The sequence below is a fragment of the Prescottella sp. GW823-FHT02E09 genome, assembly GCF_058797375.1.
This window is the reverse complement of the sequence record NZ_JBXAJP010000002.1, coordinates 339,772-359,729: the sequence shown is the minus strand read 5'-3', so window position 1 is coordinate 359,729 and position 19,958 is coordinate 339,772. Positions and strand designations below refer to the sequence as shown.

18 protein-coding genes are annotated in these 19,958 nt (G+C 69.1%); 17 read left to right on the top strand and 1 reads right to left on the bottom strand.

The annotated features are described in order from the left end of the window. The first annotated feature begins 29 nt into the window (after positions 1-29). The 16 genes from AC1RIF_RS05815 to AC1RIF_RS05740 all read left to right on the top strand — a co-directional run bounded on the left by AC1RIF_RS05815 (position 30) and on the right by AC1RIF_RS05740 (position 17,779). The gene (locus AC1RIF_RS05815; protein ID WP_492600426.1) at positions 30-1,148 is read left to right on the top strand and encodes a M24 family metallopeptidase; all 1,119 of its coding nucleotides are present in this window, start codon (positions 30-32) and stop codon (positions 1,146-1,148) included. 17 nt (positions 1,149-1,165) lie between these two features. After that, positions 1,166-1,729 carry an elongation factor P gene (gene efp, locus AC1RIF_RS05810; RefSeq protein ID WP_492600425.1) on the top strand — a complete coding sequence of 188 codons (564 nt, stop codon included), beginning with the start codon at positions 1,166-1,168 and terminating at the stop codon, positions 1,727-1,729. Next, a complete protein-coding gene (gene nusB / locus AC1RIF_RS05805; protein WP_492600424.1) occupies positions 1,730-2,269 on the top strand; it encodes a transcription antitermination factor NusB in 540 nt (179 codons plus the stop codon). A gap of 170 nt (positions 2,270-2,439) precedes the next feature. After that, positions 2,440-3,051: a bifunctional pyr operon transcriptional regulator/uracil phosphoribosyltransferase PyrR gene (gene pyrR / locus AC1RIF_RS05800; RefSeq protein ID WP_492600423.1), complete on the top strand. Its 612-nt coding sequence runs from the start codon at positions 2,440-2,442 to the stop codon at positions 3,049-3,051. Beyond that, positions 3,048-3,989 carry an aspartate carbamoyltransferase catalytic subunit gene (locus AC1RIF_RS05795; RefSeq protein ID WP_492600422.1) on the top strand — a complete coding sequence of 314 codons (942 nt, stop codon included), beginning with the start codon at positions 3,048-3,050 and terminating at the stop codon, positions 3,987-3,989. The genes pyrR and AC1RIF_RS05795 overlap by 4 nt, the downstream gene beginning before the upstream one ends. A gap of 41 nt (positions 3,990-4,030) precedes the next feature. Next, entirely contained in the window at positions 4,031-5,350 is a 1,320-nt protein-coding gene (locus AC1RIF_RS05790) for a dihydroorotase (RefSeq protein WP_492600782.1), read from the top strand. Continuing rightward, complete coding sequence (locus tag AC1RIF_RS05785) at positions 5,350-5,892, top strand: PH-like domain-containing protein (protein ID WP_492600421.1); 543 nt, start codon at positions 5,350-5,352, stop codon at positions 5,890-5,892. The genes AC1RIF_RS05790 and AC1RIF_RS05785 overlap by 1 nt, the downstream gene beginning before the upstream one ends. Then, the gene (gene carA, locus AC1RIF_RS05780) at positions 5,889-7,049 is read left to right on the top strand and encodes a glutamine-hydrolyzing carbamoyl-phosphate synthase small subunit (RefSeq protein ID WP_492600420.1); all 1,161 of its coding nucleotides are present in this window, start codon (positions 5,889-5,891) and stop codon (positions 7,047-7,049) included. Before AC1RIF_RS05785 ends, carA begins: the two co-directional genes overlap by 4 nt. After that, on the top strand, positions 7,049-10,399 hold the full coding sequence (gene carB, locus AC1RIF_RS05775) for a carbamoyl-phosphate synthase large subunit (protein WP_492600419.1): 3,351 nt from the start codon (positions 7,049-7,051) through the stop codon (positions 10,397-10,399). Before carA ends, carB begins: the two co-directional genes overlap by 1 nt. Then, the gene (gene pyrF / locus AC1RIF_RS05770; protein WP_492600418.1) at positions 10,399-11,244 is read left to right on the top strand and encodes an orotidine-5'-phosphate decarboxylase; all 846 of its coding nucleotides are present in this window, start codon (positions 10,399-10,401) and stop codon (positions 11,242-11,244) included. The genes carB and pyrF overlap by 1 nt, the downstream gene beginning before the upstream one ends. Positions 11,245-11,719: 475 nt before the next feature. Continuing rightward, complete coding sequence (gene mihF / locus AC1RIF_RS05765) at positions 11,720-12,040, top strand: integration host factor, actinobacterial type (protein ID WP_007535578.1); 321 nt, start codon at positions 11,720-11,722, stop codon at positions 12,038-12,040. A 78-nt stretch (positions 12,041-12,118) separates the two neighbouring features. Further along, positions 12,119-12,685: a guanylate kinase gene (gene gmk, locus AC1RIF_RS05760; RefSeq protein ID WP_492600781.1), complete on the top strand. Its 567-nt coding sequence runs from the start codon at positions 12,119-12,121 to the stop codon at positions 12,683-12,685. Between the two features lie 105 nt (positions 12,686-12,790). Further along, positions 12,791-13,072, top strand: a complete 282-nt coding sequence (rpoZ, locus tag AC1RIF_RS05755) for a DNA-directed RNA polymerase subunit omega (RefSeq protein ID WP_114722678.1) — start codon at positions 12,791-12,793, stop codon at positions 13,070-13,072. Positions 13,073-13,086: 14 nt separating this feature from the next. Continuing rightward, a complete protein-coding gene (gene coaBC / locus AC1RIF_RS05750; protein ID WP_492600417.1) occupies positions 13,087-14,352 on the top strand; it encodes a bifunctional phosphopantothenoylcysteine decarboxylase/phosphopantothenate--cysteine ligase CoaBC in 1,266 nt (421 codons plus the stop codon). Positions 14,353-14,523: 171 nt separating this feature from the next. Continuing rightward, on the top strand, positions 14,524-15,735 hold the full coding sequence (metK, locus tag AC1RIF_RS05745; protein ID WP_492600416.1) for a methionine adenosyltransferase: 1,212 nt from the start codon (positions 14,524-14,526) through the stop codon (positions 15,733-15,735). A gap of 22 nt (positions 15,736-15,757) precedes the next feature. Continuing rightward, positions 15,758-17,779 carry a primosomal protein N' gene (locus AC1RIF_RS05740; RefSeq protein ID WP_492600780.1) on the top strand — a complete coding sequence of 674 codons (2,022 nt, stop codon included), beginning with the start codon at positions 15,758-15,760 and terminating at the stop codon, positions 17,777-17,779. Here the strand turns inward: AC1RIF_RS05740 and AC1RIF_RS05735 are convergent. Further along, entirely contained in the window at positions 17,776-18,339 is a 564-nt protein-coding gene (locus AC1RIF_RS05735) for a TetR/AcrR family transcriptional regulator (protein ID WP_492600415.1), read from the bottom strand. The genes AC1RIF_RS05740 and AC1RIF_RS05735 overlap by 4 nt on opposite strands. An 82-nt stretch (positions 18,340-18,421) precedes the next feature. Between AC1RIF_RS05735 and AC1RIF_RS05730 the strand changes: the two genes are divergently transcribed. Continuing rightward, positions 18,422-19,957 carry an MFS transporter gene (locus tag AC1RIF_RS05730; protein ID WP_492600414.1) on the top strand — a complete coding sequence of 512 codons (1,536 nt, stop codon included), beginning with the start codon at positions 18,422-18,424 and terminating at the stop codon, positions 19,955-19,957. Position 19,958: the final 1 nt, after the last annotated feature.

Genomic DNA, 19,958 nt, shown 5'->3' with positions numbered 1-19,958 from the left:
GCAGGTAGTTGCAGGGTAGTTTCGGAGGCATGTCGATCCACCAGGTGACCGCCTCGACCGCAGCGCGCCGCGACCGTCTCCGTGTACTCCTGCGGGAGCGCAGCCTCGATGCGCTGCTGGTGACGGACCTGCTCAACATTCGCTACCTGACCGGATTCACCGGCTCCAACGCAGCGTTGCTCGTGACCGCGGCCGACGAGCCGGGGACGGAGGACCGGACGGTCATCTGCACCGACGGCCGGTACCTGGTGCAGGTTGCCGAGCAGGTGCCGGACTTGCGGGCCGAAATCGCCCGCGCGAGTGCGCCGCGGCTGCTCGAGCTCGCGGTCGCGTCGGGTGCGGGCACGCTCGGCTTCGAGAGTCACGTGGTGACGTTCGATCAACACGGCGCCTGGGTCGAGGCCGCGCCGGAGATCGCTCTCACCCGTGCCCCGCGCCTGGTGGAGCAGCTACGAACCGTCAAGGACGAGGGGGAGATCGAGCTCCTGCGTCGGGCGTGCGCGGCGGCCGACGACGCGCTCGCGGCGTTGATCGAGCATGGGGGACTGCGTCCGGGCCGCACCGAACGCGAAGTGGGGCGCGAACTCGAATCACTGATGCTCGACCACGGTGCGGACGGCATCTCCTTCGAGACGATCGTCGCCGCCGGCCCGAATTCGGCGATCCCGCACCATCGACCCACCGACGCCGTCCTGCGGTCCGGCGACCTCGTGAAGCTGGACTTCGGTGCGCAGATCGGCGGCTACCACTCCGACATGACCAGGACATACGTGCTGGAGAAGGTCTCGCAGTGGCAGCGGGACCTCTACGACCTGGTGCGGGAGGCCCAGGCGGCCGGTCGGGCGGCGCTCGCACCGGGAGTGGAGGTCGGCGCGGTGGACGCCGCGGCCCGCTCGGTGATCGAGAACGCCGGCTACGGCGACCTGTTCCTGCACGGACTCGGCCACGGCGTCGGCCTCGAGATCCACGAAGCGCCCGGGATCGGCAAGCTCGGCACCGGTACACTGCTACGCGGTGCGGTGGTGACCGTCGAGCCGGGTGTGTACTTCTCCGGGCGCGGTGGCGTCAGGATCGAGGACACGCTCGTCGTTCGCGAGCAGGAGCCGGAACTCCTCACTCTCACCAGCAAAGATCTCTCAATCGTCTGAAGGAGACGCGAAACCAAGTGGCAGATACCAGTGATTTCAAGAACGGACTCGTGCTGAAGATCGAGGGTCAGCTGTGGCAGATCCTCGAATTCCAGCACGTCAAGCCCGGTAAGGGTCCGGCCTTCGTTCGCACGAAGATCAAGAACGTGCTCTCCGGCAAGACCGTCGACAAGACCTGGAACGCCGGCGTCAAGGTCGAGACCGCCACGGTCGACCGTCGCGACATGACCTACCTGTACCACGACGGTAGCGACTACATCTTCATGGACGGCGACACCTACGACCAGATCCCGATCGGTGAGGCCACCGTCGGCGACGGTGCACGCTTCCTGCTCGAGAACATGCAGGTCCAGGTCGCCACGCACGAGGATGCGCCGCTGTTCGTCGAGCTCCCGGTCACGGTCGAGCTCGAGGTCAAGCACACCGATCCCGGACTGCAGGGTGACCGTTCGACCGGTGGCACCAAGCCCGCCACCCTCGAGACCGGTGCCGAGATCCAGGTCCCGCTGTTCATCAACACCGGTGACAAGCTCAAGGTCGACTCGCGGGACGGCAACTACCTCGGGCGCGTGAATTCCTGAGTGTCGGGCACGCATAAGAAACTCGGAGCACGTCACAAGGCCCGTAAGCGGGCCGTCGATTTCCTGTTCGAAGCCGAGGCGCGTGACGTCGACCCGGTCGATCTCGCGGACGAGCGGGCGCAGCTCGCTACCCGCGACGATTCCGTCGCCCCGGTGGCCCCGTACACGGTGACCGTGGTGCAGGGCGTCGCGGAGAACCTCGACCGCCTGGACCAGGTGATCGAGTCGCATCTGCAGGACTGGACGCTCGAGCGTCTGCCCGCGGTCGACCGCGCGATCCTGCGGATCGCGGTGTGGGAGCTGTTCCACGCGACGGACGTCCCGCCCGTGGTGGCCGTCGACGAGGCCGTCGAGCTGGCCAAGGAACTGTCCACCGACGACTCGCCCAGCTTCGTGAACGGTGTGCTGGGTCAGGTCGTGCTGGTGGCCCCGCAGGTCCGGGCCGCGGCCTCCGCGACCTCGCAGCGCGCGACGTCGGGCACGGCCGACGACGCTGACGCCACCGCCGGCTCTGCCGGCGGCGAAGATTCCGAGTCCTGAAGTGGACCAGCTGCCGCCCACCCCGGTTTCGGGGTGGGCGGCAGTGCGTTCTGGTCACTTCGAGGACTCGGCCTACCCGGAATCTGGCGCGGTGCTCGCCGCTGATAGGCTGACCCGCGTCAGACATCCTTTAACGATCCGTCCAGAGAGGCGGAGAAGGAGGTCGCTACATGCGTATGCCCGAAGGGCCCTCATCCGGTCTTCCCCCCGCGAACGCGCGCGAACTGCTGTCCCCGGCTGACGTCGGCAGGACCGTCGCCCGTATCGCGCACCAGATCATCGAGAAGACCGCTCTCGACGCCACGGATGGTTCCGCGCCACGCGTCGTCCTGATCGGGATTCCTACCCGCGGCACGACGCTCGCGGCCCGTCTCGCCGACAAGATCGAGGAGTTCGCGGGTGTCCGCCCGCCGGTCGGCTCCCTCGACATCACGCTCTACCGCGACGATCTGCGGACCAAGCCGCACCGCCCGCTCGAGCGGACGTCGGTTCCGGAGGGCGGTGTCGACAACGCGCTCGTCGTGCTCGTCGACGACGTCCTGTTCTCCGGCCGCACGGTCCGTTCGGCGCTCGATGCGCTGCGTGACCTCGGCCGCCCGCGCGCGGTCCAGTTGGCGGTCCTCGTCGACCGCGGGCACCGCGAGCTGCCGTTGCGTGCCGACTATGTAGGCAAGAACGTGCCCACCGCACGCACCGAGGATGTCGCCGTGCTCCTCGCCGATCACGACGGCAAGGACGGCGTCGTGCTGTCGAGTGGGCACGCAGAGGAGAACGAGAAGTGAAGCACCTGCTCTCCATCGCGGACCTGAACCGGGATTCCGCGACCGAGCTACTCGACGAGGCCGAACGGTTCGAGCAGGCCCTGCTCGGACGCGAGGTGAAGAAGCTGCCGACGCTGCGCGGCCGGACCGTGATGACGGTCTTCTTCGAGAACTCCACCCGCACCCGCGTGTCGTTCGAGGTCGCCGGCAAGTGGATGAGCGCCGACGTGATCAACGTCAGTGCGTCCAGTTCGTCGGTGTCGAAGGGCGAGTCGCTGCGCGACACCGCGATGACGTTGCGCGCCGCCGGCGCCGACGCGCTGATCGTCCGGCACCCCGCTTCCGGTGCGGCGCACCAGATCGCGGCCTGGACCGGTGCGGCGGCGGACGGCGGACCGGCGGTCGTCAACGCCGGTGACGGCACGCACGAGCATCCGACTCAGGCACTCCTGGACGCGCTGACGCTGCGTCAGCGCCTCGGTGGGATCGAGGGCCGACGGATCGCGATCGTCGGCGACATCCTGCACAGCCGGGTGGCGCGGTCGAACGCATTGCTGCTGTCGATGCTCGGTGCCGAGGTGGTCCTGGTGGCGCCGCGCACGCTGCTGCCTGCCGGGGTCGAGACATGGCCGGTGCGGGTGTCGCATTCGATCGACGCGGAACTGCCCGGACTCGACGCGGTTCTGATGCTGCGGGTACAGGCCGAGCGGATGAACGGCGGGTTCTTCCCGTCGCCGCGCGAGTACTCGATCACCTACGGCCTCAACGAGAAGCGCCTGGGCGTGCTCGCCGACCACGCGGTGGTGCTGCACCCCGGTCCGATGCTGCGCGGCATGGAGATCGCGTCGTCGGTCGCAGATTCGCCGAAAACGGCTGTGCTGCAGCAGGTCACCAATGGTGTCCACGTCCGGATGGCGGTGCTGTTCCGGCTGTTGGTGGGAACGGAAGAGGTCGCGTGAGCGGCCTGAACAAAACGAGAAACGAGAAGGTGGCGCCGCAGATGTCCGCGAGCGGGAACGTGTTGATCAAGAACGTTCTGGTGTACGGCGAGGGCGATCCGACCGACCTGCTGTTGGGCGACGGCCAGATCCTCGAGATCGGTCCCGGCCTGAACGCCGGCGACGACACCGAGGTGATCGACGGCCAGGGGCAGATACTGCTGCCCGGCTTCGTCGACATGCACACGCACCTGCGTGAGCCGGGCCGCGAGGACACCGAGACGATCGACTCGGGTTCCGCGGCAGCCGCGTTGGGCGGCTACACCGCGGTGTTCGCGATGGCGAACACCAGCCCGGTCGCCGACTCCGCGGTCATCACCGACCACGTGTGGCGCCGCGGCCAGGAAGTCGGGCTCGTCGACGTGCACCCCGTGGGCGCGGTGACGGTCGGACTCGAGGGCAAGCAGCTCGCCGAGATGGCGACCATGGCGGCCGGCGTCGGCCAGGTGAAGGTGTTCTCCGACGACGGTCATTGCGTCGCCGACCCGCTGATCATGCGCCGCGCGCTCGAGTACTCGGCCTCGCTCGGTGTGCTGATCGCGCAGCACGCAGAGGAGCCGCGGCTCACCGAGGGCGCCGTCGCGCACGAGGGCTCGACCGCGGCCCGGCTCGGACTGGCCGGTTGGCCCCGCGCCGCCGAGGAATCGATCGTCGCCCGCGACGCGCTGCTGGCCCGTGACGCCGGCGCCCGCGTGCACATCTGCCACGCCTCGACCGCCGGTTCCGTCGAGCTCGTGAAGTGGGCGCGAGGCCAGGGCATCTCCATCACCGCCGAGGTCACGCCGCACCACCTGCTGCTCGACGACTCGCGTCTCGAGACGTACGACGCGGTCAACAAGGTCAACCCGCCGCTGCGCGAGGCGTCCGACGTCGCGGCGCTGCGCAAGGGTCTGGCCGAGGGGATCATCGACTGCGTGGCCACCGATCACGCGCCGCACGCCGAGCAGGACAAGTGCTGCGAGTTCTCGCAGGCGCGCCCCGGCATGCTCGGGCTCGAGACTGCGCTGTCGATCGTCGTGGAGACGATGGTCCGCCCCGGTCTGCTCGACTGGCGCGGTGTGGCGCGGGTGATGAGCGAGCGGCCGGCCGAGATCGTCGGACTCGACGACCAGGGCCGCCCGATCGAGGTCGGCGAGCCGGCCAACCTGGTGCTCGTCGATCCCGACACCGAGTGGACGGTGCACGGGCCGGAGCTGGCCAGCGTCGCGAACAACACGCCCTACGAGGCGATGACCCTGCCTGCGAAGGTGACGGCGACGGTGCTGCGCGGCCGCGTCACCGCGCTCGACGGCAAGGTCCGGCCGCGCGGTGAGGAGATCTGATGGAACGCATCCTGTGGGTTGTCGGCTGCATAGCGGTCTGGGCACTGGCGGTCTTCCTGATGTACCGCGGCTGGAAGGGCCGGGCCAGGCGCCAGGCCGACCGAATCGGTCAGCCGCCCGCGGTCCCGGCGGACCTCGGCAAGCAGCTGATCGCTCCGAGTACGGGCCTGTACGTCGGTAGCACGATCGCCCCGAGCTGGCAGGACCGGATCGCGGTCGGTGACCTCGGGTTCCGGGCCACCGGTGCGATCAGCCGCTGGACCGGGGGAATCCTCCTCGAGCGCGACGGCGCCTCGGCGATCTGGATCCCGGAGGCGTCGATCCGGGCGATCCGGACCGAACGCGGGCTGGCCGGAAAAGTGATGACGAAGGACGGAGTCCTGGTGGTCCGGTGGGAACTGCCCACCGGCACCGAGATCGATACGGGATTCCGTGGAGACGACAAGACGGTGTACCCGGAATGGGTGCGCGACACAGACAGTGATGACACAGCGAATGCGGCGGGCTCTGGTGAGGTCGAGCAGAACGGAGAAGACGCATGAGCGGCTTTGACAGCAACACGGCGGTCCTGGTTCTCGAGGACGGCCGTGTCTTCCGGGGGACGACCTTCGGCGCCGTGGGTCAGACCCTCGGCGAGGCGGTCTTCAGCACCGGCATGACGGGCTACCAGGAGACTCTCACCGATCCCAGCTACCACCGCCAGATCGTGGTGTCGACGGCACCGCAGATCGGCAACACCGGCTGGAACGACGAGGACAACGAGTCCGTCGGCCCGACCGGCAAGTCGTCGGAGTCGAAGATCTGGGTCGCCGGTTACGTCGTGCGTGACCCCTCGCGTCGCACCTCGAGCTGGCGCGCCACCGGGTCGCTGCAGGACGAGCTCGAGCGTCAGGGCGTCGTCGGCATCGCCGGCATCGACACCCGCGCCCTGGTTCGCCATCTGCGCACCCGCGGCTCGATGCGCGCCGGTGTCTTCTCCGGCGACGCACTCGCGGACGTGGACGTCCTGCTCGAGCGGGTCAAGAGCCAGCCGACGATGCTCGGCGCCGACCTGGCCGGAGAGGTGTCCACCCCGAACGGCTACATCGTCGAGCCGGCCGGTGGCGAGGCCCGCTACACCGTCGCCGCCATCGACCTCGGCATCAAGACCAACACCCCGCGGATGTTCGCCGAGCGCGGCATGCGCGTGCACGTGCTGCCGGCCACCGCGACGCTGCACGACATCCTGGACATCAAGGCCGACGGCGTCTTCCTGTCCAACGGCCCGGGCGACCCGGCCACCGCGGACGGTGCCGTGCACCTCACCAAGGAGATCCTGGGCCAGGGGCTGCCGCTGTTCGGCATCTGCTTCGGCAACCAGATCCTCGGTCGCGCGCTGGGCCTGAACACCTACAAGATGAAGTTCGGCCACCGCGGCATCAACATCCCGGTCGTCGAGCACGAGACCGGCCGTATCGCGATCACCGCGCAGAACCACGGCTTCGCGCTCGAGGGTGAGGCCGGCCAGGAGTTCGACACCCCGTTCGGCCGAGCCGTGGTGAGCCACACGTGCGCCAACGACGGCGCCGTCGAGGGCGTCCGCCTGCTCGACGATTCCGCGTTCTCCGTGCAGTACCACCCCGAGGCCGCGGCCGGCCCACACGACGCCGCGTACCTGTTCGACCGTTTCGCCAACCTGCTCGAGGGAGTCAAGAAGTAATGCCACGTCGTACAGATCTCGAGCACATCCTGGTGATCGGCTCCGGTCCGATCGTCATCGGACAGGCCTGCGAGTTCGACTACTCGGGCACCCAGGCCTGCCGGGTTCTCCGCGAGGAGGGCCTGCGCGTCTCCCTCGTGAACTCGAACCCGGCCACGATCATGACCGACCCCGAGTTCGCCGACTCCACGTACGTCGAGCCGATCACGGCCGAGTTCGTCGAGAAGGTCATCGCCCGCGAGGCGGAGAAGGGCCACAAGATCGACGCCGTGCTGGCGACGCTCGGTGGCCAGACCGCGCTCAACACCGCGGTGGCGCTGCACGACCAGGGGATCCTGGAGAAGTACGACGTCGAGCTGATCGGCGCCGATTTCGACGCCATCCAGCGCGGTGAGGATCGCCAGAAGTTCAAGGACATCGTCGAGAAGGTCGGCGGCGAGTCGGCGCGCTCGCGCGTCTGCTACACGATGGACGAGGTCAAGGCCACGGTCGCTGAGCTCGGCTACCCCGTCGTGGTGCGCCCGTCGTTCACGATGGGTGGCCTGGGCTCCGGCATGGCGTACGACGAGGCGGATCTCGAGCGCATCGCCGGCGGCGGCCTGGCCGCGTCGCCCACCGCGAACGTCCTGATCGAGGAGTCCATCCTCGGTTGGAAGGAGTACGAGCTCGAGCTGATGCGCGACGGTCGCGACAACGTCGTGATCATCTGCTCCATCGAGAACGTCGACCCGGTCGGTGTGCACACCGGCGACTCGGTGACCGTCGCCCCGGCGATGACGCTCACCGACCGCGAGTACCAGAAGATGCGCGACCTCTCGATCGACATCCTGCGCGAGGTCGGCGTCGACACCGGTGGCTGCAACATCCAGTTCGCGATGGACCCGACCGACGGTCGCCTCGTCGTGATCGAGATGAACCCGCGCGTGTCCCGCTCGTCGGCGCTGGCGTCGAAGGCGACCGGTTATCCGATCGCGAAGATGGCCGCCAAGCTGGCCATCGGCTACACGCTCGACGAGATCGTCAACGACATCACCGGCGAGACCCCGGCCTGCTTCGAGCCGACCCTGGACTACGTCGTCGTCAAGGCGCCGCGGTTCGCGTTCGAGAAGTTCCCGGGCGCCGACGGCACGCTGACCACCACGATGAAGTCCGTCGGCGAGGCCATGTCCATCGGCCGCAACTTCACCGAGGCGTTCGGCAAGGTCATGCGTTCGCTCGAGACGAAGCGGGCCGGCTACTGGACGGGCCCCGAGGTGGAGGCGACCGACCTGGAGGCGCTGCTCGAGGAGCTGAAGGTTCCGCACGACGGCCGCATGTACGGCATCGAGAAGGCGTTCGCGCTGGGCGCGACGGTCGAGCAGCTGTTCGACGCGACCGCGATCGACCCGTGGTTCCTGGACCAGATGCAGCAGATTCATGAGCTGGGCGAGCAGATCCGCACGGCGGACAAGTTCGACGAGCGGCTGCTGCGTCAGGCCAAGTACCACGGCCTGTCGGATCGGCAGATCGCGGCACTGCGCCCCGAGTTCGGTGAGGGCCAGGTCGCGGAGGACGCGGTCCGCGCACTGCGCGACGAGCTGAAGGTGCGTCCGGTCTACAAGACCGTCGACACCTGCGCCGCCGAGTTCGAGGCCAAGACGCCGTACCACTACTCGACGTACGAGCTCGATCCCGAGGCGGAGACCGAGGTCGCGCCGCAGACCGAGCGTCCCAAGGTGCTGATCCTCGGCTCGGGCCCGAACCGCATCGGTCAGGGCATCGAGTTCGACTACTCGTGTGTGCACGCCGCGCAGACGCTGTCCGAGGCCGGCTACGAGACCGTCATGGTCAACTGCAACCCGGAGACCGTCTCGACGGATTACGACACCGCCGACCGCCTGTACTTCGAGCCGCTGACGTTCGAGGACGTGCTCGAGGTGTACCGGGCCGAGTCGGAGTCCGGCACCGTCGCGGGCGTCATCGTGCAGCTCGGTGGCCAGACGCCGCTGGGCCTGGCGAAGCGCCTCAAGGAGGCCGGTGTGCCGATCGTGGGCACCAGCCCCGAGGCCATCGACCTCGCGGAGGACCGCGGCGAGTTCGGCCGCGTGCTGACCGAGGCCGGGCTGCCCGCGCCGAAGTTCGGTACCGCCACCACCTTCGAGGGTGCCCGCGACATCGCGTCCGGCATCGGTTACCCGGTGCTGGTGCGCCCGTCGTACGTCCTCGGCGGTCGCGGCATGGAGATCGTCTACGACGAGAAGGCGCTCGAGAGCTACATCTCCCGCGCCACCGAGATCTCCGACGACCGGCCGGTGCTGGTCGACCGCTTCCTGGAGGACGCGGTGGAGATCGACGTCGACGCCCTGTGCGACGGCACCGAGGTATACCTCGGCGGCGTCATGGAGCACATCGAGGAGGCCGGCATCCACTCCGGTGACTCGGCGTGCGCGCTGCCCCCGATCACCCTCGGCCGCGCCGACCTGGAGAACGTCCGTCGGTCCACCGAGGCGCTCGCGAAGGGCATCGGCGTCAAGGGCCTGCTCAACGTGCAGTACGCGCTCAAGGACGACATCCTGTACGTCCTCGAGGCCAACCCGCGCGCGTCCCGCACGGTGCCGTTCGTCTCCAAGGCCACCGCGGTGCAGCTGGCGAAGGCGTGCGCCCGGGTGATGCTCGGCGAGTCGATCGCCGAACTGCGCACCAAGGGACTGCTGCCCGCCGAGGGCGACGGTGGCACGGTCTCGATGGACGCGCCCGTCGCCGTCAAGGAAGCGGTCCTGCCGTTCAACCGGTTCCGTCGTGCCGACGGCACCGGCGTCGACACGCTGCTCAGCCCCGAGATGAAGTCCACCGGTGAGGTCATGGGCATCGACGCGGACTTCGGTACCGCGTTCGCCAAGAGCCAGACCGCCGCGTACGGCTCGCTGCCCACCAGCGGCTCGGTGTTCGTCTCGGTCGCCAACAAGGACAAGCGTTCGCTGATCTTCCCGGTCAAGCGTCTCGCCGACCTCGGCTTCAGGATCCTCGCGACCGAGGGCACCGCCGACGTCCTGCGCCGCAACGGCATCACGTGCGAACAGGTGCACAAGCAGTCCGGTGAGGACCTGCCCGAGGGCGCGCAGACCATCGTCGAGCAGATCAAGGCCGGCGACGTCGACATGGTGATCAACACCCCGTACGGCAACTCCGGCCCGCGCGTCGACGGCTACGAGATCCGCAGCGCCGCAGTGTCTAAGAACATCCCGTGCATCACCACCGTGCAGGGTGCGTCGGCGGCCGTCCAGGGCATCGAGGCCGCCATCCGTGGCGACATCGGCGTCCAGTCGCTGCAGGAACTGCACTCGCGCCTGCGCGAGTCGGCCCAGCAGTGATGTCGGAGCAGACGTCGGGCACGTCCTTCGGGGCGCGGCTCCACGCGGCAACGGGCCGGCACGGCTCGCTGTGCGTCGGCGTGGACCCGCACCCCGAGTTGCTGCAGGCCTGGGGTCTCCCGGACACCGTCGACGGCCTCGAGCAGTTCAGTGAGATCTGCGTCGAGGCGTTCGTCGGGCGGGTCGCTCTCGTCAAGCCGCAGGTGGCGTTCTTCGAGGCGTACGGCTCCGGGGGTATCGCGGTCCTGGAGCGGACCATCACGGTGCTCCGGGAGGCCGGCACGCTGGTCGTGGCCGACGCCAAGCGCGGCGACATCGGCTCGACGATGAGCGCGTACGCGCGGGCCTGGCTGGGGGAGGGCTCGCCCCTCGCCTCCGACGCGGTGACGGTGTCGCCGTATCTCGGTTTCGGATCGCTCGATCCGGTGCTCGAGCTCGCCGAGCGCAACGACGGTGGACTGTTCGTGCTGGCCGCGACGTCCAACCCGGAAGGCGCCCAGGTGCAGCTCTCGACGGCCGCGGACGGGCGCAAGGTCAGCCAGGTGATGGTCGACGAGGCCGCCGCTCGCAATGCCGGTGTGGACGTCCTCGGCTCGGTCGGTGTCGTAGTGGGCGCCACGCTGACCGACGCCCCCGACCTGAGCGCTCTGCACGGGCCGATCCTGATGCCCGGCGTCGGGCATCAGGGCGGCACGGCAGACGACGTTCGGCGGCTCGCGGGCGACAGCCTGCGCGCGGTCGTTCCGAACGTCTCACGGGAGGTGCTGGGGGCCGGCCCGTCGGTGTCGGGGCTTCAGGACGCGGTGGCGCGTTCCGTCGACGCGTTCGCGTTCCTGCAGGACTAGGCGCCGCCGCGCGTCGCGCATTCTCCGGCGAGGCCGGGCTCGGGCACAGCCCGAACCCGGCCTTCGTCGTCGTTGCGGGTCGTTCCGGCCACCCGTCGAGCGCACGACACGCGCTGACCGGCGGAAGTTTTCGTAATCTTTTCCGAATTTTTCCGGCGTCGGCGCCGGTCGCCGGACGAACTGTGGGACATGCCACGTCGTGGGGCCGGTCCTCCGGGCCGCCCGGGCGGCACAAATGCCCGTCGACCTGCGAAAACGGGAAGATGTCGGGGTGGGATCCCGTCGGGGCCGGCCCGCGTGGCTGCTCGGGCGCCGTCCCTTCGAACGCACCGTCGAATGAACACATAACTCACCCGAATCGGGCGCTGACGTCGGGGGGTGGGTTAGCAATCGGGGCCCGGCGTGAGTACGGTCGCTATCGCCCCTGGTTATCCGGGGGTTGTAGACCATTTGCACACGACGAGACGGAGGAACCGTGGCCCTTCCCCAGTTGACCGACGAGCAGCGCGCTGCTGCTTTGGAGAAGGCGGCTGCCGCCCGCAAGGCCCGGGCTGAGCTCAAGGAGCGCCTCAAGCGCGGCGGCACCGACCTGAAGCAGGTCCTGAAGGATGCCGAAGAGGACGAGATCCTCGGCAAGATGAAGGTGTCGGCTCTGCTCGAGGCCCTGCCGAAGGTTGGCAAGGTCAAGGCGCAGGAGATCATGACCGAGCTCGAGATCGCTCCGACCCGTCGCCTCCGTGGCCTCGGTGATCGGCAGCGCAAGGCTCTGCTCGCCAGGTTCGATTTCGAGGCCTGAGCGCGACAAGTGATTGCTGACGCACAACAGGTGTCAGGCAGCAACGCCGCCCCGGCCTCGACCGAGGGTGGCAGCGCAGTGCGGAGGGGCCGGCTGGTAGTACTGGCCGGCCCCTCGGCCGTGGGTAAGTCCAGCGTGGTCCGGTTGCTGCGTGAACGTATGCCCGAGGTCGTCTTCAGCGTCTCGGTGACCACCCGGAACCCGCGGCCGGGCGAAGTGGACGGGCAGGACTACCACTTCATCTCGCGGGAGGAGTTCGACCGCATGGTCGCCGCCGGTGACCTGCTCGAGTGGGCCGAGATCCACGGCGGCCTGCAGCGTTCCGGTACCCCGGCCGAGCCGGTGCGCCAGGCGCTCACGGACGGCAAGCCGGTACTGCTCGAGGTCGACCTGGTGGGAGCTCGCTCCGTGCGGGCATCGATGCCGGAAGCGATCCTGGCGTTCATGGCCCCGCCGAGCTGGGACGTCCTGGTGTCCCGGTTGACGGGTCGCGGGACCGAGCCGGCCGACGTCGTCGAGCGCCGCCTGCAGACAGCGAAGGTCGAATTGGCGGCTCAGGACGAGTTCGACACCGTCATCGTGAACGAGGATGTCAGCCAGGCCTGCGATGAGTTGGTATCCTTGTTGGCTGGACGACAGGTCTAGGTCTTTTCCGGCCCCGACCAGGTCCCGTTGCCCCTAATTCCGACATTCAATTTGGCAGTTTCCAGTCAAGTTCAGGAGAACCGAGTGAGCAGCACCGAAGCAGTAGTGTCCGACACCGCAGGTCGCGCCCTGCCGGCCTACGACACCCCGCTCGGCATCACCAACCCGCCGATCGACGAGCTCCTCGAGCGCACGTCGTCGAAGTACGCGCTGGTCATCTACTCGGCCAAGCGTGCCCGGCAGATCAACGACTACTACAACCAGCTCGGTGACGGCATCCTCGAGTACGTCGGCCCGCTCGTCGAGCCGGGTCTGCAGGAGAAGCCGCTGTCCATCGCGCTGCGCGAGATCCACGCCGACCTGCTCGAGCACACCGAAGGCGAGTGAGCGGAGCAACGCCCGTGCCTGATCGCGAACCCGGCACGGCATCCGAGGGCCCCAAGCGGATCGTCGTCGGTGTCGGCGGCGGGATCGCCGCCTACAAGAGCTGCGCGATCGTGCGCAGCTTCACCGAGAGCGGTCATCACGTCCGGGTGATTCCCACCGAATCTGCGCTGCAGTTCGTCGGTCGGGCCACCTTCGAGGCGCTGTCCGGCAACCCCGTGCACACCGGCGTGTTCGCCGATGTGCCGGAGGTGCCGCACGTGCGTCTGGGGCAGGAGGCCGACCTGGTCGTCATCGCGCCGGCCACCGCCGACCTCATGGCCCGGGCTGTGGCCGGTCGTGCCGACGACCTGTTGACCGCGACGCTGCTCACCGCGCGCTGTCCTGTCGTGTTCGCGCCGGCCATGCACACCGAGATGTGGGAGCACCCCGCGACGGTGTCCAATGTCGCGACCCTGCGCGAGCGGGGCAACACCGTGATCGAACCGGCCTCCGGCCGACTCACCGGCAAGGACACCGGCGCGGGCCGGATGCCCGATCCCGAGGAGATCGTCGCGCTCGCGTCGCTGCTGCTCGAACGCCCGGCCGCGCTGCCCCGCGATCTCGAGGGACGACGTGTCGTGGTGTCGGCCGGCGGCACGCGCGAACCCCTCGATCCGGTGCGGTTCCTGGGGAACCGTAGTTCCGGCAAGCAGGGGTACGCGCTCGCGCGCCTGGCCGCCCAGCGTGGGGCCGAGGTGACGCTCGTGGCAGGTGCCACTGCCCAGCTCGCCGATCCCGCAGCCGTCGACGTCGTCCACGTGCGGACAGCGGAACAGATGCGTGAGGCGGTCATGAAGCATGCCGTCGACGCGGATGCCGTGATCATGTCGGCCGCGGTCGCCGACTTCCGACCCGCCACCGTCGCCACCAGCAAGATCAAGAAGGGTGCCGACGAACCCGATTCGATTCCGCTGATCCGAAACGACGACATTCTCGCGGGCCTCGTGCAGGCTCGACGGGACGGGACGCTCGACGCTGCCACCGCGATCGTCGGTTTCGCGGCCGAGACCGGCGACCAGTCGGGCAGTGTTCTCGATCATGCGCGAACGAAGTTGGCGCGTAAGGGTTGTGATCTTCTCGTCGTCAACGCGGTCGGGGACGGTAAGGCCTTCGAGGTCGATCACAACGACGGTTGGTTGCTCGGCGCCGACGGAACCGAGTCCGCGATCGAGCCCGGGTCGAAGTCGCTCATGGCCAGTCGGGTGCTCGACGCGCTCGCTGTGCTGCTCGCTCCCGAGTAACACACTGCGGCGGGATTACCGCCGGGACCCGCTTTCTGGCACTAGGGTCGAGCGCGGTATTGAATAGAAGTAGAAACGAAAATCAGCTCAGGTGTCGTATCGGGCCAACCGAATTCGCGTCGTCGGATTCGAGGGACACGGACCCTGGACAGAACGTCGAGAGGGAGATCTGTGAGCACGTCCGGCAAGCGGCTATTCACCAGTGAGTCCGTGACCGAAGGGCATCCGGACAAGATCTGTGATGCGATCAGTGACTCCATCCTCGATGCGATGCTCGAGAAGGATCCGCGCAGCCGTGTCGCGGTCGAGACCCTGGTCACGACCGGACAGGTGCACGTTGCCGGCGAGGTGACCACGTCGGCGTACGTCGACATCCCGAAGATCGTTCGCGACAAGGTGCTCGAGATCGGCTACGACTCGTCCGCCAAGGGCTTCGACGGCAACTCGTGCGGCGTCAACATCGCGATCGGCGCGCAGTCGCCGGAGATCGCGCAGGGCGTCGATCATTCGCACGAGGCCCGTGTGGGTGGCGCCACCGACGACGAGATCGACCGTCAGGGCGCCGGTGACCAGGGCCTGATGTTCGGGTACGCCTGCACCGACACCCCGGAGCTGATGCCGTTGCCGATCGCGCTGGCGCACCGTCTGTCGCGTCGCCTCACCGAGGTCCGCAAGACCGGCGTGCTGCCGTACCTGCGTCCGGACGGCAAGACCCAGGTCACCATCGAGTACGACGGCGACCGCCCGGTGCGTCTCGACACCGTCGTCATCTCGACGCAGCACGCGGCCGACATCGACCTCGACAACCTGCTCACCCCGGATCTGCGGGAAAAGGTTCTCGGGTACGTGCTCGGCGAACTCGACATCCCGCTCGACACCTCTGATGTCCGCCTGCTGGTCAACCCCACCGGGAAGTTCGTCCTCGGTGGCCCGATGGGCGACGCCGGCCTGACCGGCCGCAAGATCATCGTCGACACGTACGGCGGCATGTCCCGCCACGGCGGTGGCGCGTTCTCCGGCAAGGATCCGTCGAAGGTCGACCGTTCCGCGGCGTACGCGATGCGCTGGGTCGCCAAGAACGCGGTCGCGGCCGGCCTCGCCGACCGCATCGAGGTCCAGGTCGCGTACGCGATCGGCAAGGCCGCGCCGGTGGGCTTGTTCGTCGAGACGTTCGGCACCGAGAAGACCGACCCGGAGAAGATCCAGACCGCGATCAGCGAGGTCTTCGACCTGCGTCCCGGCGCGATCATCCGCGACCTGGACCTGATGCGTCCGATCTACGCGCAGACCGCTGCGTACGGACACTTCGGCCGCACCGACATCGATCTGCCGTGGGAGCGCACCGACCGGGCCGAGAAGCTTCGCGCGGCCGCCGGTCTCTGACCGTCGACCGGAAGTCGGCTCGCTGACTGCCACCGACAAGACAGCGGCAGCACACGCGCCCGTGGCGCGAGTGCTGCCGCTGCTTCCTCTCGCCCATCTCGACCGCGAATTCGACTACCTCGTTCCCGCCGAACTCGACGAGCAGGCCCGGCCCGGGGTTCGGGTGCGGGTGCGGTTCGCCGGTCGGCTCGTCGACGGTTTCCTGCTCGAGCGGGCCGATTCCAGTGCCCACACCGGCAAACTCGGCTGGCTCGACCGAGTCGTATCCGGCGAGCGCGTCCTCACCCCCGAGGTCCGCGATCTCGTCGATGCGGTGGCTCAGCGGTACGCGGGGACCCGTGCGGACGTCCTGCGCCTGGCGGTGCCGCCGCGGCACGCGAAGGTCGAGTCCGAGGACACCGCCCAGCGGCCCGTGCCCGCGGCGCCGAAGGTCGACCGCGACGCGTGGTCGGCGTACGTCCACGGCCTCAACTTCGTGGAGGCTCTCGAATCGGGCCGTAGCCCGCGCGCGGTGTGGCAGGCCCTGCCGGGCGAGGACTGGACCACCAGGATCGCGGAACTCGCCGGTGTCGTCGCGGCGTCGGGGCGGGGTGTGGTGCTGGTGGTGCCCGACCAGCGTGATCTGGACCGGGTGCTCCTCGCCTGCGAGTCGGTGATCGGAAAGGATGACGTGGTCGGTCTGGCGGCCGGTCTGGGTCCGTCCGCCCGGTATCGGCGCTGGCTGGCTGCGCTGCGGGGGACCGCCCGCGTGGTCGTCGGCACCCGCGCGTCGGTGTTCGCGCCGACGCCGGACCTCGGCCTGATGCTCGTGTGGGACGACGGCGACGACAGCCTGTCCGAGCCGCGCTCGCCGTACCCGCACGCGCGGGAGGTTGCGTTGCTGCGGGCGTACGGCACCGGTTGTGCACTGGTGCTCGCGGGGCATTCGCGCACCGCGGAGGGCCAGGCCCTCGTGGATTCGGGGTGGGCGCACGATCTCGTCGCCCCTCGTGACGTGGTGCGCGCCCGTGCGCCCAAGGTGACGGCCCTCGCCGACAGCGACCACGCCCTGGCCCGGGACCCGGGTGCCCGCGCGGCCCGTCTGCCCGCGATCGCGTTCGCGGCGGCGCGGCAGGCCATCGCCGCGGGTGCCGGTGTGCTGGTTCAGGTTCCGCGCCGCGGGTACGTTCCGTCGCTGGCGTGCGCGAAGTGTCGCGCACCCGCCCGCTGTCGGCGCTGCAACGGTCCGCTGTCGCTGCCGGCGGCTACCGGACCGGACGGTGCCGGTACCCCGACGTGCCGTTGGTGCGGTGTCGCGGATGCCAACCATCGGTGCCATGCGTGCGGGGCGCGGGCACTGCGCGCCGTGGTGGTGGGGGCGGGCCGCACCGCCGAGGAACTCGGGCGCGCGTTTCCCGGTGTCGCTGTGCACACGTCGGGGGGCACGGACGTCAAGGCCGAGATCGCGTCGGGCCCCAAACTGGTGGTCTCCACCGTGGGTGCCGAACCGGTGATGCCCGGCGGGTACGGTGCGGCGCTGCTGCTCGACGGTTGGGCACTGCTCGGCCGCGCCGACCTGCGGGCCGCGGAGGAGACGTTGCGGCGGTGGATGACCGCGTCGGCGCTCGTGCGGTCACACCGGGACGGCGGCGAGGTGGTGGTGGTCGCCGACTCCGGAATCCCGACGGTGCAGGCCCTGGTCCGCTGGGATCCGTTGTGGCACGCACAGGCTCAGCTCGCCGAGCGTGCCGAGGTGGGTTTCCCGCCGGCGGCGCACATGGCGGCCGTCGACGGGACGGCGGCGTCGGTCGCCGAGCTTCTGGAGCTCGCGTCGCTGCCCGAGTCGGCCGAGGTGCTCGGCCCGGTGCCGTTGCCGCCCGGCCAGCGGATGCCGTTCTCGAGTGACGAGCCGGAGCCGGAAGACGTGGAGCGCATGCTCGTTCGCGTGCCGCGCAGTGCGGGGCGCGCGCTCGCGAAGGGACTGGCCGAGGCCCAGGCCGTCCGGAGCGCCCGCCGGTCCACCGGTCCGGTGCGCGTGCAGGTGGATCCGCTGCGGATCGGCTAGGGGTGGGCCTGCGCGCCGGTGTGGGCGTGGCCGATGATGCCGCGCACGATCGCGAGTAGTTCGTTCATCTCGTCGTCGGTGACGATGCTCGGTGTGCCGGACATCGCGGCGTTGTAGTACAGGCCGTCGCCGATCAACATCACCGCCTGCGCGATCGCAGGGTCGGGGATCTCGGCTGCCATCGCGTCCATCCAGCGGTTGCGGATTCGGAGCAGGGCGTCCTGTGCGCGGGTGTTGGCGCCCTGACTCAGGCAGATCGTTGCGACGATGGCGCGGTCGAGCGCCTTGTCCTCGTAGTTCGAGGTCCGCACGTAGTAGGCGGCGGGACCCTCGGGCGCGGTGCGCATGGCTTCGACGTCGGCCGCGCCCAGTGCCTCGAGGTGCTCGATCAATCCTTCCACCAGGGCGTCCTTCGACCCGAAGTGGTAGAGCAGTCCACCCTTGGAGACTCCGGCGGCCGCGGCGACCGCTTCGAGCGTCGCTGCGCGTTCTCCCTGTCCGATCAGGATCTCGATGAAGGCGTCCAACAGTCTGGCGCGGGCGACGGGCGGCGGTGGCATGAGACGAACCATAGCCGCTCGTTACTGCACCGTCCGGCTGGTACAGTAACGACGGTTGCCGTCCTACGACCAGGAAGTCTTCATGTCGACCGACACCCGTATCGAACGAGCCCAGTCCTCCGCCCTGGCGGGGCCGCGGGAATGGATCGCCCTCGCGGTCCTGATGCTCCCGGTGCTGCTGGTCTCCGTCGACAACACGGTGCTGGCCTTCGCATTGCCGTCGATCACCGAGACGCTGGGCCCCTCCGGCGCGCAGCAGTTGTGGATCATCGACATCTACCCGCTGGTCCTGGCCGGGCTGTTGGTGTCGATGGGCAGCCTCGGTGACCGGTTCGGTCGTCGCCGGCTGCTGCTCATCGGCGCCACGGGCTTCGCCGCGGTGTCCGCGTTCGCGGCCTACGCGCCCGACCCTCAGACGCTGATCGCGGCGCGGGCCGCGCTGGGGTTCTTCGGCGCGATGCTGATGCCCTCGACGCTGTCGCTGCTGCGCAACATCTTCGTCGATGCGACACAGCGCCGGCTGGCCATTGCCGTGTGGGCCGCGTGCTTCGCCGCGGGCGCCGCGCTCGGTCCGATCGTGGGCGGTTTCCTGCTCGAGCACTACTGGTGGGGCTCGGTGTTCCTGCTCGCGATCCCGGTACTCGCCCCGCTGCTGATCCTGGCGCCGATGTTCGTGCCCGAATCGAAGGACCCGAACCCGGGCCGGATCGACCCGGTGAGCATCGCGCTGTCGCTGCTCGCGCTGGCGCCGATCGTGTACGCGATCAAGAACATCGCCAAGGACGGCTCGCTCGTGTACACCGTGGTGCCCGCTGTTGTCGGCGTCGTCGCCACGGCCCTGTTCCTCCGGCGCCAGCTGCGCCGCCGCGATCCGATGCTGGACGTGCGACTGTTCGCGGTGCCCACCTTCTCGGGTGCGGTGGCGGTGAACCTGCTGAGCGTGTTCTCGCTCGTCGGATTCCTGTTCTTCGTCTCGCAGCACCTGCAGCTCGTGATCGGACAGAGCCCGATGCAGGCCGGTATCAGCCTGCTCCCGGGCATGGCGGTCATGGTGGTCTCGGGGCTGGCGGCGGTTCCACTCGTGCGCCGGGTGAAACCGGTGACCGTCGTGGCGGTCGCGCTGCTGGTGTCGGCTCTCGGCTATGCCACCGTGTTCGCCTTCGCATCACCGGGCTCCGTCACGCCGATTCTCGTCGCGTTCGCGCTCCTCGGTGCCGGTATCGGTGCGGCGGAGACGATCTCGAACGACCTGATCGTGTCGAGCGTGCCTGCGACGAAGGCCGGCGCCGCGTCCGCGGTGTCGGAGACCGCCTACGAACTCGGCGCGGTCCTCGGCACGGCCATCCTGGGCACGATCCTGAGTGCTTCCTACCGGGCCAACCTCGTCGTTCCGGAGGGCATCGACGCGACCGCCTCCGAGACCGCTCGCGAGACACTCGGTGGCGCCCATCAGGTCGCGGACGGTCTGCCTGCGGAGCAAGGTGCCGCGCTGCTCGACTCCGCGGGCCACGCGTTCGATACCGGTGTCGGCCTCACCTCTGGAATCGGCACGGTGCTGATGATCATGGCGGCGGGTGTGGCCCTGCTGACCCTGCGGCCGCGCTCGGCCTCGGAGTAGG